General features: G+C 33.5%; 13 protein-coding genes. 7 read left to right on the plus strand and 6 right to left on the minus strand.

Features of this window, described 5'->3' with window-relative positions; translation table 11 throughout:
• Window positions 1-24: 24 nt before the first annotated feature.
• Window positions 25-312, minus strand: a complete 288-nt coding sequence (locus tag FND99_RS07070; protein WP_144337270.1) for a DUF4834 family protein — start codon at window positions 310-312, stop codon at window positions 25-27.
• 124 nt (window positions 313-436) lie between these two features.
• On the opposite strand from FND99_RS07070, the gene FND99_RS07075 reads away from it, so the two are divergent.
• Together FND99_RS07075 and FND99_RS07080 are read left to right on the plus strand one after the other, a co-directional pair.
• The gene (locus FND99_RS07075; RefSeq protein ID WP_144337271.1) at window positions 437-1,405 is read left to right on the plus strand and encodes a transporter; all 969 of its coding nucleotides are present in this window, start codon (window positions 437-439) and stop codon (window positions 1,403-1,405) included.
• A 49-nt stretch (window positions 1,406-1,454) separates the two neighbouring features.
• Complete coding sequence (locus tag FND99_RS07080) at window positions 1,455-2,573, plus strand: GTP cyclohydrolase (protein WP_144337272.1); 1,119 nt, start codon at window positions 1,455-1,457, stop codon at window positions 2,571-2,573.
• A gap of 104 nt (window positions 2,574-2,677) precedes the next feature.
• On the opposite strand, the gene FND99_RS07085 is transcribed toward FND99_RS07080, so the two are convergent.
• Window positions 2,678-3,160, minus strand: a complete 483-nt coding sequence (locus FND99_RS07085) for a hypothetical protein (protein WP_144337273.1) — start codon at window positions 3,158-3,160, stop codon at window positions 2,678-2,680.
• Window positions 3,161-3,284: 124 nt separating this feature from the next.
• A complete protein-coding gene (locus tag FND99_RS07090; RefSeq protein ID WP_144337274.1) occupies window positions 3,285-4,544 on the minus strand; it encodes an aminotransferase class I/II-fold pyridoxal phosphate-dependent enzyme in 1,260 nt (419 codons plus the stop codon).
• Between the two features lie 518 nt (window positions 4,545-5,062).
• Between FND99_RS07090 and FND99_RS07095 the strand changes: the two genes are divergently transcribed.
• Both FND99_RS07095 and FND99_RS07100 read left to right on the plus strand, forming a co-directional pair.
• Window positions 5,063-5,842 (plus strand): NYN domain-containing protein, encoded by a 780-nt coding sequence (locus FND99_RS07095; protein ID WP_144337275.1) that lies wholly within the window; start codon window positions 5,063-5,065, stop codon window positions 5,840-5,842.
• 28 nt (window positions 5,843-5,870) lie between these two features.
• Entirely contained in the window at window positions 5,871-7,385 is a 1,515-nt protein-coding gene (locus FND99_RS07100) for an FMN-binding glutamate synthase family protein (RefSeq protein WP_144337276.1), read from the plus strand.
• Between the two features lie 189 nt (window positions 7,386-7,574).
• Here the strand turns inward: FND99_RS07100 and FND99_RS07105 are convergent, their stop codons facing one another.
• From FND99_RS07105 to FND99_RS07115, 3 genes are all read right to left on the minus strand, one after another.
• Window positions 7,575-8,012 carry a hypothetical protein gene (locus tag FND99_RS07105; protein WP_144337277.1) on the minus strand — a complete coding sequence of 146 codons (438 nt, stop codon included), beginning with the start codon at window positions 8,010-8,012 and terminating at the stop codon, window positions 7,575-7,577.
• Window positions 8,013-8,218: 206 nt separating this feature from the next.
• The gene (locus FND99_RS07110) at window positions 8,219-8,623 is read right to left on the minus strand and encodes a hypothetical protein (RefSeq protein ID WP_144337278.1); all 405 of its coding nucleotides are present in this window, start codon (window positions 8,621-8,623) and stop codon (window positions 8,219-8,221) included.
• An 8-nt stretch (window positions 8,624-8,631) separates the two neighbouring features.
• Window positions 8,632-9,810 (minus strand): glycoside hydrolase family 88 protein, encoded by a 1,179-nt coding sequence (locus FND99_RS07115; protein ID WP_144337279.1) that lies wholly within the window; start codon window positions 9,808-9,810, stop codon window positions 8,632-8,634.
• A 215-nt stretch (window positions 9,811-10,025) separates the two neighbouring features.
• On the opposite strand from FND99_RS07115, the gene FND99_RS07120 reads away from it, so the two are divergent.
• From FND99_RS07120 to FND99_RS07130, 3 genes are all read left to right on the plus strand, one after another.
• The gene (locus FND99_RS07120; protein ID WP_144337280.1) at window positions 10,026-10,424 is read left to right on the plus strand and encodes a ribosomal maturation YjgA family protein; all 399 of its coding nucleotides are present in this window, start codon (window positions 10,026-10,028) and stop codon (window positions 10,422-10,424) included.
• Window positions 10,396-10,974 carry a non-canonical purine NTP diphosphatase gene (locus FND99_RS07125; RefSeq protein ID WP_144337281.1) on the plus strand — a complete coding sequence of 193 codons (579 nt, stop codon included), beginning with the start codon at window positions 10,396-10,398 and terminating at the stop codon, window positions 10,972-10,974. The genes FND99_RS07120 and FND99_RS07125 overlap by 29 nt, the downstream gene beginning before the upstream one ends.
• Before the next feature lie 204 nt (window positions 10,975-11,178).
• Window positions 11,179-13,074 carry a DEAD/DEAH box helicase gene (locus tag FND99_RS07130; protein WP_144337282.1) on the plus strand — a complete coding sequence of 632 codons (1,896 nt, stop codon included), beginning with the start codon at window positions 11,179-11,181 and terminating at the stop codon, window positions 13,072-13,074.
• Window positions 13,075-13,194 lie beyond the last annotated feature (120 nt).

The raw sequence follows: 13,194 nt of genomic DNA on the forward strand, positions 1-13,194 counted from the left end.
ATCCTAATTAATCAGGATACAAACTTAATCTATTTCTTCGTAATCAACATAATCACCAACTTTTTTGGTCTCACGCGGATTTTTAGCATTGGCAGTATTAATGATTATTTCATCATTATTTCTAGTTTGAGTTTTCTGCCATGAATTGTCCTGGCTATATTGCTGTTGTCTTTGAAAATTTTCGCCTGCTTTTTCAACTGCTTTCTTTACCAACACTGGCAAAAAGATTCGAGCTAAAAATTTAAAAATATAATAAAACGCAATGATCCACATTATCGTTTTAAACAAGTTTGAAAAAGATGCTTCTTGCATAACTATATAATTTTTGCCAAAATTAGTAAATCCGCAGTTTAAAATTAAAATATCAATCTTAAATAAATAATAAAATATAGTACATTTGAAATGCGTTATAACTTTTTAATCCAAAAATACATTTATGTTAAAAATTAAAAAATTATTTATTACAGCTCTTTTTTTTGTGCCCCATTTCTTTTTCGGACAATACACTGATGTCATAAATTCAAACCGCCCCGGCGAAACTATGTCTGCCTACGCAGTTGGAAAAACAGTAATTCAAGCCGAATTAGGCTTTTACGGAATCAAAGAAAAACACGATTTATTAGATTATGATGCCAGCGGTTTCGGAACCGATTTTACGCTTCGATATGGTGCTTTTCTTGAACAATTAGAGTTTGTTCTTGATGTACAGTATCAAATGGAAAACTTTGATACTCCGTATACCAGCTACAAAAAAAACGATTTCAGACAAACAGTCTTGGGAGCTAAATATTTAATTTACGATCCTTATAAAAATTACAAAAGAGAAAACAATATTTACAGCTACAAAGCAAATCATGCTTTTAATTGGCACGAATTAATTCCTGCAGTGTCTATATTTGCAGGAGCAAATTTTGTTGGGGCAGACAATCCTTATTATTTTTCGCCGCAAAGTGCCATTTCTCCAAAAGTAGCGTTGGTTACGCAAAACTTATTTGGAGGCGGAAAATGGGTTTTTGTAACGAATATTATTGCCGATTATATTGGAACTGACTATCCGAGCTACGGATATATTTTAACTTTGACCCACGGATTTAACGATAAATGGTCAGGTTTTGTAGAAAATCAAGGATATAAAAGCGATTTTTATAGTGATGCAATTGTTCGTGGCGGTGCCGCTTACTTGCTTTCAAGAAATATGCAGGTTGATGCGTCGATAAGCACAAATTTCAAAAACACGCCTTCAATATTATACGGCGGAATTGGGGTTTCATGGCGCTATGACGGATGGTATCAATCGAAGTTGACTGAAGTTAAAAACAAAGAAAAAGCAGATAAAAACTCAGACAATAAAAAAGAAGTTGATTATCAGGAAAAAGAAAGAAAACGAAAATCTAAATACGAGTAAATTTATAACAACGCTCTTCTAAAAGAGAGAATCTCATAATACCATCTTAATGATTACAATTAAAGAAGCCAAAACCAAAAAAGAATTAACTGAATATATAAAATTCCCATTCTCACTTTATAAGGATAATCCATATTGGGTTCCGCCAATTATTGCTGATGAATTGGAATCTTTTGACAAGACAAAAAACCCTGCTTTTGATAATGCTGAGGCTTATTTCTATATTGCTTATAAAGATAATAAAGCTGTTGGACGTATTACTGCAATCATCAACTGGTCTGAAGTTAATAATCAGCATAAAAGAAAAGTGCGTTTTGGCTGGTTTGATGTAATTGATGATATTGAAGTTACCAAAGCATTGCTTGAAAAGGTATATGAATTAGGCCGAAAACATAATTTAGAGCACGCTGAAGGCCCTATGGGATTTTCAAACTTAGATAAAGTGGGAGTTCTTACAGAAGGGTTTGACCAAGTTGGAACCATGATTACTTGGTACAATCATGCATATTATGTTGGTCATTTTGAACAGCTTGGTTTTCAGGTTGAAAAACAATATATCGAAAGTATTTTCCCTTTCTCTAATGTAAAACCGGAGTTTTTTCAGAAGGCGCAAGAGTTGATCAAAAAACGTTATGAACTAAGAACGCTGAATTTTACCAAAACAAAAGACATTATGCCTCATGTAGACAAAATGTTTGATTTGTTCAATGAATCTTATGAAAAACTGGCTTCATTTGTTGCCATTTCAGATGTTCAGAAAGAATATTTTAAAAAGAAATACATTAGTTTCATCAATCCTGAATACATCAAATTTGTGGTTGATAAAGATGATAATTTAGTCGCTTTTAGTATCGTTATGCCGAGTTTTACAGAGGCTTTGCAGAAAATAAAAGGCAAATTGTTTCCGTTTGGCTTTTTGCAGTTATTGAAGGCTAAAAAACACAGCAAAGACGTTGTTTTTTATCTAATCGGTATTCGTCCTGAGTATCAAAATAAAGGCGTTACAGCTTTGATTTTTGATGAATATTACAAAACTTTCACTGAAAAGGGAATCCGAAACTGCATTAGAACTCCTGAACTTTTAGAAAATAATGCAATCCATTTATTATGGAAAAACTTTGATCCAACTATTCACTGTCAAAGAAAAACGTATCTGAAGAACTTGTAAAAAGTCTTCAGTTTGCAGTTTTTAGTGTTCAGTTTCTTATAAAAAAATCCATTCGCCCCCAAACGAATGGATTTTTCAATTTATAAACTATATTTATTCTACTTTTATTCTACTTTGCAGTCAACTTTGCTCAATGTGTTTTTTGCGTCAAATTTTAATTTTGATCTATCTTTAAAAGTGACCCTGTTATTTGTCGAAACCACATCGCCATATCCTTCGATCAAAGTTCCATCTTTTTGCAGAAAAGCAACTTCTCTGACAGATGAAACGCCTTCAGACAAGAATGTATAATCGCCAATTAATGTATCGCCTTTCATATTCCCCACTAAAGTTCCTTCGTTTTTATCTTTTCCTGTCAAATTATAGCTTAATTTTCCATTAACTTCTTGATGCGAATTGACATTATAACTGATCGCTACAATATATCCATTTGATCTTGATGCATAACATTGATCTCCTGCTGGTTCTACAATTTCAGCTTCTTTTGGTGCTTTTGGCTCAATTTGAACAGGTTCTGTTTCTGTTGCTTTTTTGCACGAAACAAGAACTATCGTAACTAAAGCCATTATTGCTATTACTTTTTTCATAATTCGTTATTTTTATTTTGTTGATTATAATATAAAGTTAGTCCAAATAAAAAAAAATCCATTCGTAGAACAAATGGATTTTTTTACATAATTCCCACATTCGGGAATCTATTTTTATAATAAATTACGAAACGTCAACAGTTGTACGTTCAGCAATTTCTTTATAAGTTCCGTTAACTAATTTCTCGCGGATTGCTTCAAAAGCAGTTAAAGTTTCTTCAATATCTTCAAGAGTATGAGAAGCTGTCGGGATCATTCTTAATAAAATAATTCCTTTTGGAATAACTGGATAAACCACAATTGAAAGGAAAATACCGTAGTTTTCTCTTAAATCGTTTACCATTACCATTGCTTCAGGAATACTTCCTTCTAAATAAACTGGAGTAATACAAGTGTTTGTATCTCCAATATTGAATCCCTTTTCTTTAAGACCGTTTTGCAATGCATTTACGTTTTCCCAAAGTTTGTCTTTAATTGCAGATGAATTGCGCAATAATTCTAAACGCTTCAAAGAACCAATTGTCTGGATCATTGGCAATGCTTTTGCAAACATTTGTGAACGCAAGTTGTATTTTAAGTAGTCAATTACCGTTTTATCAGCTGCTACGAAAGCACCAATATTTGCCATTGATTTTGCAAAAGTAGAGAAATAAACATCGATCTCATCTTGAACTCCTTGCTCCTCACCTGCTCCGGCACCTGTTTTTCCAAGTGTACCAAAACCGTGTGCATCATCAACTAATAAACGGAAATTGTATTTTTGCTTCATCGCAACAATTTCTTTCAATTTCCCCTGCTGTCCGCGCATTCCAAAAACACCTTCGGTAATAAATAAAATACCTCCGCCTGTTTCTTCAGCCATTTTAGTAGCACGCTGCAGGTTTTTCTCCATACTTTCAAGATCATTGTGTTTGTAAGTAAAACGTTTACCCATGTGTAAACGAACACCGTCAATGATACAAGCATGTGAATCAACATCATATACAATGATGTCATTTTTTGTTACCAAAGCATCGATGATAGAAACCATTCCTTGGTAACCAAAATTTAATAAATAAGCTGACTCTTTCATTACGAATTCTGCCAACTCATTTTCTAATTGTTCGTGATACGTTGTGTGTCCAGACATCATACGAGCTCCCATTGGATAAGCTGCACCAAACTGGATTGCAGCATCTGTATCTGCTTTACGAACTTCTGGATGATTAGCTAAACCTAAATAATCATTTAAACTCCAGTTTAGAATATTCTTTCCGTGAAATGTCATTCTAGGACCCAGCTCACCCTCTAACTTTGGGAAAACATAGTAGCCTTCTGCCTGAGAAGCCCATTTTCCTAAAGGTCCTTTATTGTCCTGAATTCTCTCGAATAAATCTTTTACCATAATATAGTGTAGTAATAATTTTAACTTAATCAGCGAGCAAAAATAATCATTATTAATTTAAAATGAAGAACCTCAATTATTTTTATTGAAAATAATTCTTACCATTACATTTAATAAGATTAAACCTAATAATTTAAGTCAAACCTTTATACATTAGACAAATACTTATTTCAAAAACAAAATTTTTATCTTAAAAAAAGGCAAATTACTGATTTATTATAAATCTTAAAGAAAACCTTGGCAAAAACAAAAACACATTACAAACAAAAAGATATTACAATGAAAATGAGACGCTTTATAGCTCTATTATTTTACTAATATTCTTTTTAACATGTTGTAGGAAGATTGCAGTTGTTAATTATGAAAACATTGTGACTCCTCTTTTAATTTCATCTCAGAAAAACTTATTTATAACCAAACTATTTAATATTCCAAAAACACTAATTCGCCAATAAAATCACATAAAAACAAATTTTAATTTTAACTTTGAGAATACTTAATTTTCAAATATTGGAAAAATGGCTTTAAGCACTTCAAAAGATTTAAAACTAGCCGTTCTTATAGACGCCGATAATGTTCCCTACAGTAATGTAAAAGGTATGATGGAGGAAATTGCAAAGTTTGGAACTCCCACAACCAAACGCATTTATGCAGATTGGACAAAACCAAATGCCAATGGCTGGAAAGGCGTGCTTTTAGAACATGCCATTACCCCTATCCAACAATATAGTTATACGGTTGGAAAAAATTCTTCAGATTCTGCTTTAATTATTGATGCAATGGATTTGCTGTATTCTGGAAAATTAGACGGATTCTGCATTGTTTCGAGCGACAGCGACTTTACAAGACTAGCAATCCGTTTGAGGGAATCTGGAATGAAAGTTATTGGTATTGGAGAAAAGAAAACCCCAAGTTCGTTCATTGTTGCCTGTGACCGATTTATTTATATTGAGGTTTTGGATGGAGCGATTCAAAAGAAAAAACCAAAAACTGCTCCTTCCGACACCAAAAAACCTGTCGAAAAACCAACTGAAAAAGCACTTCACAAAGTTGACAAACAAACTATTGAATTGATAGAAACTACAATTGAAGATCTTGAAGATGATGATGGATGGGCATTTTTAGGCGACGTTGGAAATTTGATTGTAAAGAAAAAACCAGAATTTGACCCACGAAATTATGGTTATTCCAAACTTACGCCAATGCTGAAATCTTTAACTGATTTTCTCGAAATCGATGAAAGAGAATCTGATAAAAAAGGCATTAAACATGTTTATGTACGCTTAAGATTCAACTAATTATTACTTTTAAAATATTTAAAAAAACATGAGAAAAAAATTCTTTATCTACGGTTTCTTATTGTTTCTAATTGTTGCCGCAATTTATTATTACACAGGACGCGGTTTTCTTCTTGTTATTGTTCTTCCAATACTTTTGGTTGTTGGCGTTTACAATACTTTACAAGAAAAACATGCAATTTTAAGAAATTTTCCAGTTTTAGGTTATTTCAGATATTTATTTGAAATGATTGCACCTGAAATTCAGCAATATTTTATTGAAAGATCTACTGATGGAAAACCTTTTTCTAGAAATCAGCGTTCTTTAGTTTACCAAAGGGCTAAAAATATTGATTCGAGCACGCCTTTTGGAACGCAGCAAAACTTAAATACTGAAAGCTACGAAGGAATAAAAAATTCTATTTTTCCAGCAAAAGTCAATGAAGAATTGCCACGCGTTTTGGTTGGCGGAAAAGATTGCAAACAGCCTTATTCGGCATCATTATTTAATGTTTCGGCAATGAGTTTTGGCTCTTTGAGCGAGCATGCGGTTCGCGCTATAAATATTGGTGCCAAAAAAGGGAATTTCTACCAAAATACAGGAGAAGGCGGTTTGACCGAATTTCATCTTGCCGGCGGTGGCGATATTACATGGCAAATTGGTACGGGATATTTTGGATGCCGTGATGACGAAGGAAATTTCAGTCCTGAAAAATTCTCTGAAAAAGCAAACCTTCCAAATGTAAAAATGATTGAAATCAAACTTTCACAAGGTGCAAAACCAGGTCACGGAGGTGTGCTTCCTGCTAAAAAGAATACGGAGCAAATTGCTAAAATCAGAGGTGTGAAACCACATACTATGATTTTGTCTCCGCCAGGTCATCATGCTTTTTCAGACTCAAAAGGGCTTGTTCATTTTATAAAGCAATTGCGTGATTTATCAAACGGAAAACCAATCGGTTTTAAATTATGTATTGGAAACACAGCCGAATTTGAGGCTATTTGCCACGAAATGATTGCTGAGGATATTTATCCAGATTTCATTACAGTTGATGGTGCTGAAGGCGGCACTGGAGCTGCTCCTTTAGAATTTGCAGACGGAGTTGGAATGCCATTTGAACCTGCTTTGATTTTTGTCAATAAAACTTTAGTTGGATTAAATATTAGAGATAAAATCAGAATTATTGGAAGCGGAAAAATTATTTCTGGATATTCGATTTTGCATGCCGTTGCGCTTGGAGCCGATATGTGCAACAGCGCACGAGGCTTCATGTTCTCATTGGGTTGTATTCAAGCGCTTCGTTGTCATAATAATGAATGTCCGACTGGGGTTGCAACTCAAAATAAAATGCTGATGAAAGGTTTGGTTGTCACCGATAAATCAGAACGTGTATATCATTTTCATAAAAACACCTTGCATTCTGCAAATGAACTTTTGGCAGCAGCCGGAAAAACTTCTTTTGCAGATGTTGACATCAACATCTTTATGCGAGGCGATGAATTTGCAAATCTATCCGACTTATATTTCCCAGATAACTTGACAAATGTTACTAAAAGAAATTAAACAAAAAAGCCTCTTCGAATAATCAAAGAGGCTTTTTAAATTTTATATATTTTCTTTTTAACAAATAGCTTAACTATGTTTGTTTAAATAAGTGAAACGCCTTTTTTTAAGCATTATAAAACTATGTTTCTATGTGTTTAAAATTGCGCCCTATTTTTTATATTATTAAAGTAATTTTATTTCCAATAATTACAGTTTTGCGGTTTCTTTTCCTTTTCCAGCACTTCCAGAACCTTCTAAAACTGCTAATTCTTCTTTGTCAACTAATTGTTTTGCCAATATAACATTGTTATAAGAGATGAAATACACATCAAACTTTACCCCTTCTTCGATTAGTTCTTTAGAGATTTGGTCATTTTTGATCATTTCTGTAAGCAAACTTGGAAAAGTGTCCTGATATGCTACTTTGTTTTCCTCAGTTCCTTCTAAATCTGTTTCAATTCTAATTTCAATTTTATTGTCATTCAAAAATGCCTTCGCGCTTGTCGATACAACATTTCCTCCTTTTATAGAAGCAGTCGTATTGTAGTTGCTAACGTGCTCCTGAATTTTTTGTTTAGTGTTTTTACAGCTTACAAGGGCTAAAACTAAAATAAATGCAAATGCGATTTGGGTAATTTTTTTCATAATTTTTTAGATTTTTGGTTATTTTTTAACTCAAACATAACAAACTTCTAACACAAAAACAAAATTAAGACAAAAATAAACTTTATAACCTCTTAATTACAAATCAAATACAGACAAATAGGACAAAATGCAATGCATAAAAGAACCTCTTTAGAAAAGCTAAAGAGGTTCTTCAATAATTTAGGCTGTCAAAATAGTAAAACTTCTTATTTTAGTATTTCTGAAATTGATTCTTTGTCAATTACCTTCTTTGAAAGAACAGTATTGTCATCTGCTAAAAAATAAGCATCAAACCGAATTCCTTCTTCCACCAAATCTTTCGGAATCTGGTTTTTGTTTATCATTTCCTTAAGCAATTTTGAAAATGCCATATCACCAGCCATTTTATTAGCTTCATTTTGTTGCAAAGCAGTTTCAAATCGCAATTCAATTTTGTCGTCATTAATATAACCTCGCGCGGTTGTCAAAGTAACATGATCTGCCTTAAAACTAGGTGCCGCGGTATTATATGCAGCAACATATTCCTGCAGTTTTTGTTTTGCATTTTTACAGCTCGCAAGCATTAATACAATAATAAGCAGGGAAAGGATTTGGCTTATTTTCTTATTCATAACTCTAATTATTTAAGTTTTTGAAGTCTTAAAAGCGCTTCTAAATAATAATAATCAGCATAATTAATAGAACAGTCAATTTCACTTCCAGCTGGTTTATGTCCTGTTGAATGAAGCAAAAATGCCGAATTGACATCGTGACTCTGATAATTATCTGAAAGCGAAACTATCATTTTTTTAGCTTTCGTCAAATATTCTTTTTTCAGATTTTTGTCTTTTGTATACGAACTTAATTCTAGAAGTGCTGAAGATACGATCGCTGCCGCAGATGCATCTCGAGGCGCATTTGGAATATCCGGGGCATTGAAATCCCAATACGGAATCAAATCTTTTGTTGTTAATCTATCCAAATAAACGCGTGCAATTTTGTGTGCGAAATCTAAAAATTTAGAATCTTTTGTCTCTCTGTAAACCATTGTAAAACCGTAAATTCCCCATGCCTGGCCTCTCGCCCACATACTGTCGTCGCTATATCCTTGAGCCGTTCTTCCTTTTATCTTTTTACCGGTTTCATAATCGTAAATCACAACATGATATGAAGTATAATCTGGTCTAAAATGATTATTCATGGTTGTTTCGGCATGTTTTACAGCAATATCATACAATTTTTTGCTTCCGCCATTTTTAGAAGCCCAAAACAGCATTTCCAAATTCATCATATTATCGATAATCGTATTGTGCCCACCCATTTTATTATGAGGCCAGGACTGGATTGTTCCCACCTTCGGATTAAAAAGTGTCGCTAATGTATCTGCTGTTTTAAGGATGATTTCTTTGTATTCCTTGTTTTTTGTCATACGATAGCCATTTCCAAAACTATTGAAGACCTGAAATCCTAAATCGTGATCTCCCGCTTTGCTTACAGATAAGGGTGTTAAAAATCGGCTGAATTTATCGGCTTCTTTTTCCCATTTTTTATCACCGGTTGCTTGATACAAATACCATAATTCCCCAGGCCAAAAACCACTTGTCCAATCTTTATAACCAACAAATTTCCATTCGCTGCTTCCATTTGGGACAGTTCTTGGCGAACTTCCGTCATTCGGAATCACTTTTAAAGTTTTTGAGGCTTGTTCAGCACAATAATCAAGCTGTTTTTTAATATTAAATGAGTTGTTTTTTTGGGAGAAACCCTGATTTCCAAGCAAAAACAAAGCGGTTATCAGAGTAAGGAATCTTACATTCATGTGGTTATTTTTTAATTCTATAGTTTTTTGAATCGCTAAATTTATAAAATAAAGAGAACTTATTTGAATGTTTGTATTATTCGTTCCCTAAAAATGTACTATTTCATTACTACTTCTCTCTGCAAAAGTTTCAAACTTTTACAAAGAGAAATCGCAAATCAAAAAGTTTAAAAGATTAATTGTAATTTTGTTTAAGGATAAAATCTAAATCAAACTTGCAAAAATCCAGACTTCGTTATTTCATTCTTTTCCTCCTGATTATTTTTCTCGGAATCATTTCAAGGAAAATTTCATTTGTTCCTTTATGGATTGGTGATTTTTTGTATTCTATAATGATTTATGCGCTTATCCGAATTTTGTTTCCCAATAAAAAAGCCATTCAAATCGCAATTCTTTCCTTATTGATTTGTTATTCAATTGAATTTCTACAGCTTTATCAAGCTGAATGGATTATTGAACTCAGAAAAACACTTTTTGGAAGATATGTTTTAGGTCAAGGTTTTTTATGGTCAGATATGTTGGCTTATACCACGGGAATACTATTTATCTTTTTTATCGAAAAAATCATTTTAAAATATACCAACTATGAAACTCGTTTTCGCATCAAACAATAAAAACAAAATCAAAGAAATTCAAAGCATCTTAAATGGTTCTATAGAATTATTAAGTCTTGAAGAAATTGGATGTTTTGAAGAAATCCCAGAAACTGCTGAAACAATTGAAGGAAATGCAATCTTAAAAGCAAACTACGTTACCGAAAAATATGGCTACAACTGTTTTGCAGATGATACAGGATTAGAAGTGGCTGCACTAAATGGCGAACCTGGAGTTTATTCTGCCAGATATGCCGGCGAGCAAAAAAATGCAGACGATAATATGAATAAACTTTTAAAAGCTTTAAAAGGAGAAGAAAATCGTAATGCGCAGTTCAAAACCGTTATTGCATTAAACTTAAATGGGGAACAACACCTATTTACAGGTTTGGCAAAAGGGAAAATTACGCTACAAAAATCTGGAAATTACGGTTTTGGATACGATCCTATTTTTCAGCCAGAAAATTATTCAGAGACTTTTGCCGAATTATCAGCAGAAATCAAAAATAAAATCAGTCATCGTGCAAAAGCTACGGAGCAACTAATTGATTTTCTGAACTCCATAAAATAATTGTTTAAAATACAACATTTTAAAAGCGAAAGTTTATATTTCACGACGTATTTTTTCCGAAAATTCTTCGATCTTTCTAAAAAATGATTTAACAGTAAACATAACTTTTTGATTATCAAATCATAAGAAATACATAATTCTTAAAATAGCATTAGTTTATCTGAATAATTAACAGTAATTTTGCACCCTATTTTAAAAATACATATGAACAAATTTGAACAATTAGGATTGAATGAATCGTTACTGAAGGCGATTTTAGATCTAGGATTTGAAAATCCGTCAGAGGTACAGGAAAAGGCGATTCCCCTATTATTGGAAAAAGACACAGATATGGTTGCGTTGGCTCAGACAGGGACAGGGAAAACGGCAGCTTTTGGTTTTCCGCTAATTCAAAAAATTGATGCTGACAACAGAAATACTCAGGCATTAGTTTTATCGCCAACAAGAGAACTTTGTTTACAGATTACCAACGAACTTAAAAACTACTCAAAATACGAAAAAGGTATTAATGTGGTAGCAGTTTACGGCGGGGCTAGTATAACAGAGCAAGCTAGAGAAATTAAAAGAGGAGCACAAATTATTGTGGCTACTCCAGGAAGAATGCAAGACATGATCAACAGAGGTTTGGTTAACATTAAAAACATAGACTACTGTGTTCTTGATGAGGCTGACGAAATGTTGAACATGGGATTTTATGAGGATATCGTATCTATTTTATCAGATACTCCAGATGAAAAAAGTACATGGTTGTTCTCTGCAACTATGCCACAAGAGGTTGCTAGAATTGCAAAACAATTCATGAGCGAACCAGTTGAAATTACTGTTGGAACTAAAAATTCAGGTTCGTCAACAGTGTCTCACGAATTTTACTTAGTAAATGCACGTGACCGTTACGAAGCTCTAAAACGTTTAGCCGATGCTAACCCAGATATTTTCTCTGTGGTTTTCTGTCGTACTAAAAGAGATACTCAGGCTATTGCCGAGAAATTAATTGAAGACGGATATAGTGCTGCTGCGTTGCACGGAGATTTATCTCAGGCACAACGTGATGGTGTAATGAAATCTTTCCGCGGAAGACAAATTCAGATGCTTGTTGCTACTGACGTTGCTGCGCGTGGTATTGACGTTGATAACGTAACACACGTTGTAAACTACCAATTACCTGATGAAATCGAAACGTACAACCACCGTTCTGGTCGTACTGGTAGAGCTGGAAAATTAGGAACTTCTATTGTTATCGTTACAAAAAGTGAGTTGCGTAAAATTTCTTCTATCGAAAGGATCATCAAACAAAAATTCGAAGAAAAAACGATTCCTTCTGGAATCGAAATCTGCGAAATTCAATTATTGCACTTAGCAAATAAAATTAAAGATACTGAGGTTGATCACGAAATTGACAACTATTTGCCAGCAATCAACAATGTTCTTGAAGATTTATCTAAAGAAGAATTGATCAAGAAAATGGTTTCAGTAGAATTTAACCGTTTTATTGCTTACTATAAAAAGAATAGAGATATTTCTGCTCAATCTTCTGGAGAAAGACGCGAAAGAGGTGATTCTGAACCAAGAGAATTCAATAATAACGGAGCGGTTCGTTATTTTGTAAATATTGGTTCTAGAGATAACTTCGACTGGATGTCTCTTAAAGATTACTTGAAAGAAACATTAGACTTAGGTCGTGATGACGTTTTCAAAGTAGATGTAAAAGAAGGATTCTCTTTCTTTAACACTGATCCTGAGCACACTGACAAAGTAATGGATATTTTAAACAACGTTCAATTAGAAGGACGTCGTATTAATGTTGAAATTTCTAAAAATGATGGTGGCGGAAGACGCGATCACAACAACCGTGGCGGAAGACGCGATTCTGGAAGAAGAGAAGGAAACTTTGCACCAAGACGTGAAGGTTCTGGAGGTTTTAGAGGTGACAGAAATTCTTCTCCAAGACGTGAAGGTTCAGGCGGAGGATTTAGAGGCGAAAGAAACTCTGCTCCAAGAGAAGGTGGTTTCAGAAGAAACGAAGGTGGTTCTGATAGAGCTCCAAGACGTTCTGAAAGCTTTGGTGATTCACCAAGACCAAGAAGACCAAGAAGAGATTAATACTTTAATATCTTAAAATACAAATCCCAAATTCCAGACATAATTGGAATTTGGGATTTTTTTATGTCAAAAAATCTTTCACCATACCTTGTTTTAGTTAAATACAAAAAGCAATATTTT

It is taken from the genome of Flavobacterium daemonense (genome assembly GCF_007341385.1).
GTDB lineage: Bacteria > Bacteroidota > Bacteroidia > Flavobacteriales > Flavobacteriaceae > Flavobacterium > Flavobacterium daemonense.

Excerpts from the sequence above, each read along its gene's own strand:
- FND99_RS07115 (WP_144337279.1), bottom strand. The coding sequence starts at position 9,810 with ATGAATGTAAGATTCCTTACTCTGATAACCGCTTTGTTTTTGCTTGGA.
- FND99_RS07070 (WP_144337270.1), bottom strand. The coding sequence starts at position 312 with ATGCAAGAAGCATCTTTTTCAAACTTGTTTAAAACGATAATGTGGATC.
- FND99_RS07100 (WP_144337276.1), top strand. The coding sequence starts at position 5,871 with ATGAGAAAAAAATTCTTTATCTACGGTTTCTTATTGTTTCTAATTGTT.
- FND99_RS07075 (WP_144337271.1), top strand. The coding sequence starts at position 437 with ATGTTAAAAATTAAAAAATTATTTATTACAGCTCTTTTTTTTGTGCCC.
- FND99_RS07125 (WP_144337281.1), top strand. The coding sequence starts at position 10,396 with ATGAAACTCGTTTTCGCATCAAACAATAAAAACAAAATCAAAGAAATT.
- FND99_RS07090 (WP_144337274.1), bottom strand. The coding sequence starts at position 4,544 with ATGGTAAAAGATTTATTCGAGAGAATTCAGGACAATAAAGGACCTTTA.
- FND99_RS07080 (WP_144337272.1), top strand. The coding sequence starts at position 1,455 with ATGATTACAATTAAAGAAGCCAAAACCAAAAAAGAATTAACTGAATAT.
- FND99_RS07085 (WP_144337273.1), bottom strand. The coding sequence starts at position 3,160 with ATGAAAAAAGTAATAGCAATAATGGCTTTAGTTACGATAGTTCTTGTT.
- FND99_RS07105 (WP_144337277.1), bottom strand. The coding sequence starts at position 8,012 with ATGAAAAAAATTACCCAAATCGCATTTGCATTTATTTTAGTTTTAGCC.
- FND99_RS07110 (WP_144337278.1), bottom strand. The coding sequence starts at position 8,623 with ATGAATAAGAAAATAAGCCAAATCCTTTCCCTGCTTATTATTGTATTA.
- FND99_RS07095 (WP_144337275.1), top strand. The coding sequence starts at position 5,063 with ATGGCTTTAAGCACTTCAAAAGATTTAAAACTAGCCGTTCTTATAGAC.
- FND99_RS07130 (WP_144337282.1), top strand. The coding sequence starts at position 11,179 with ATGAACAAATTTGAACAATTAGGATTGAATGAATCGTTACTGAAGGCG.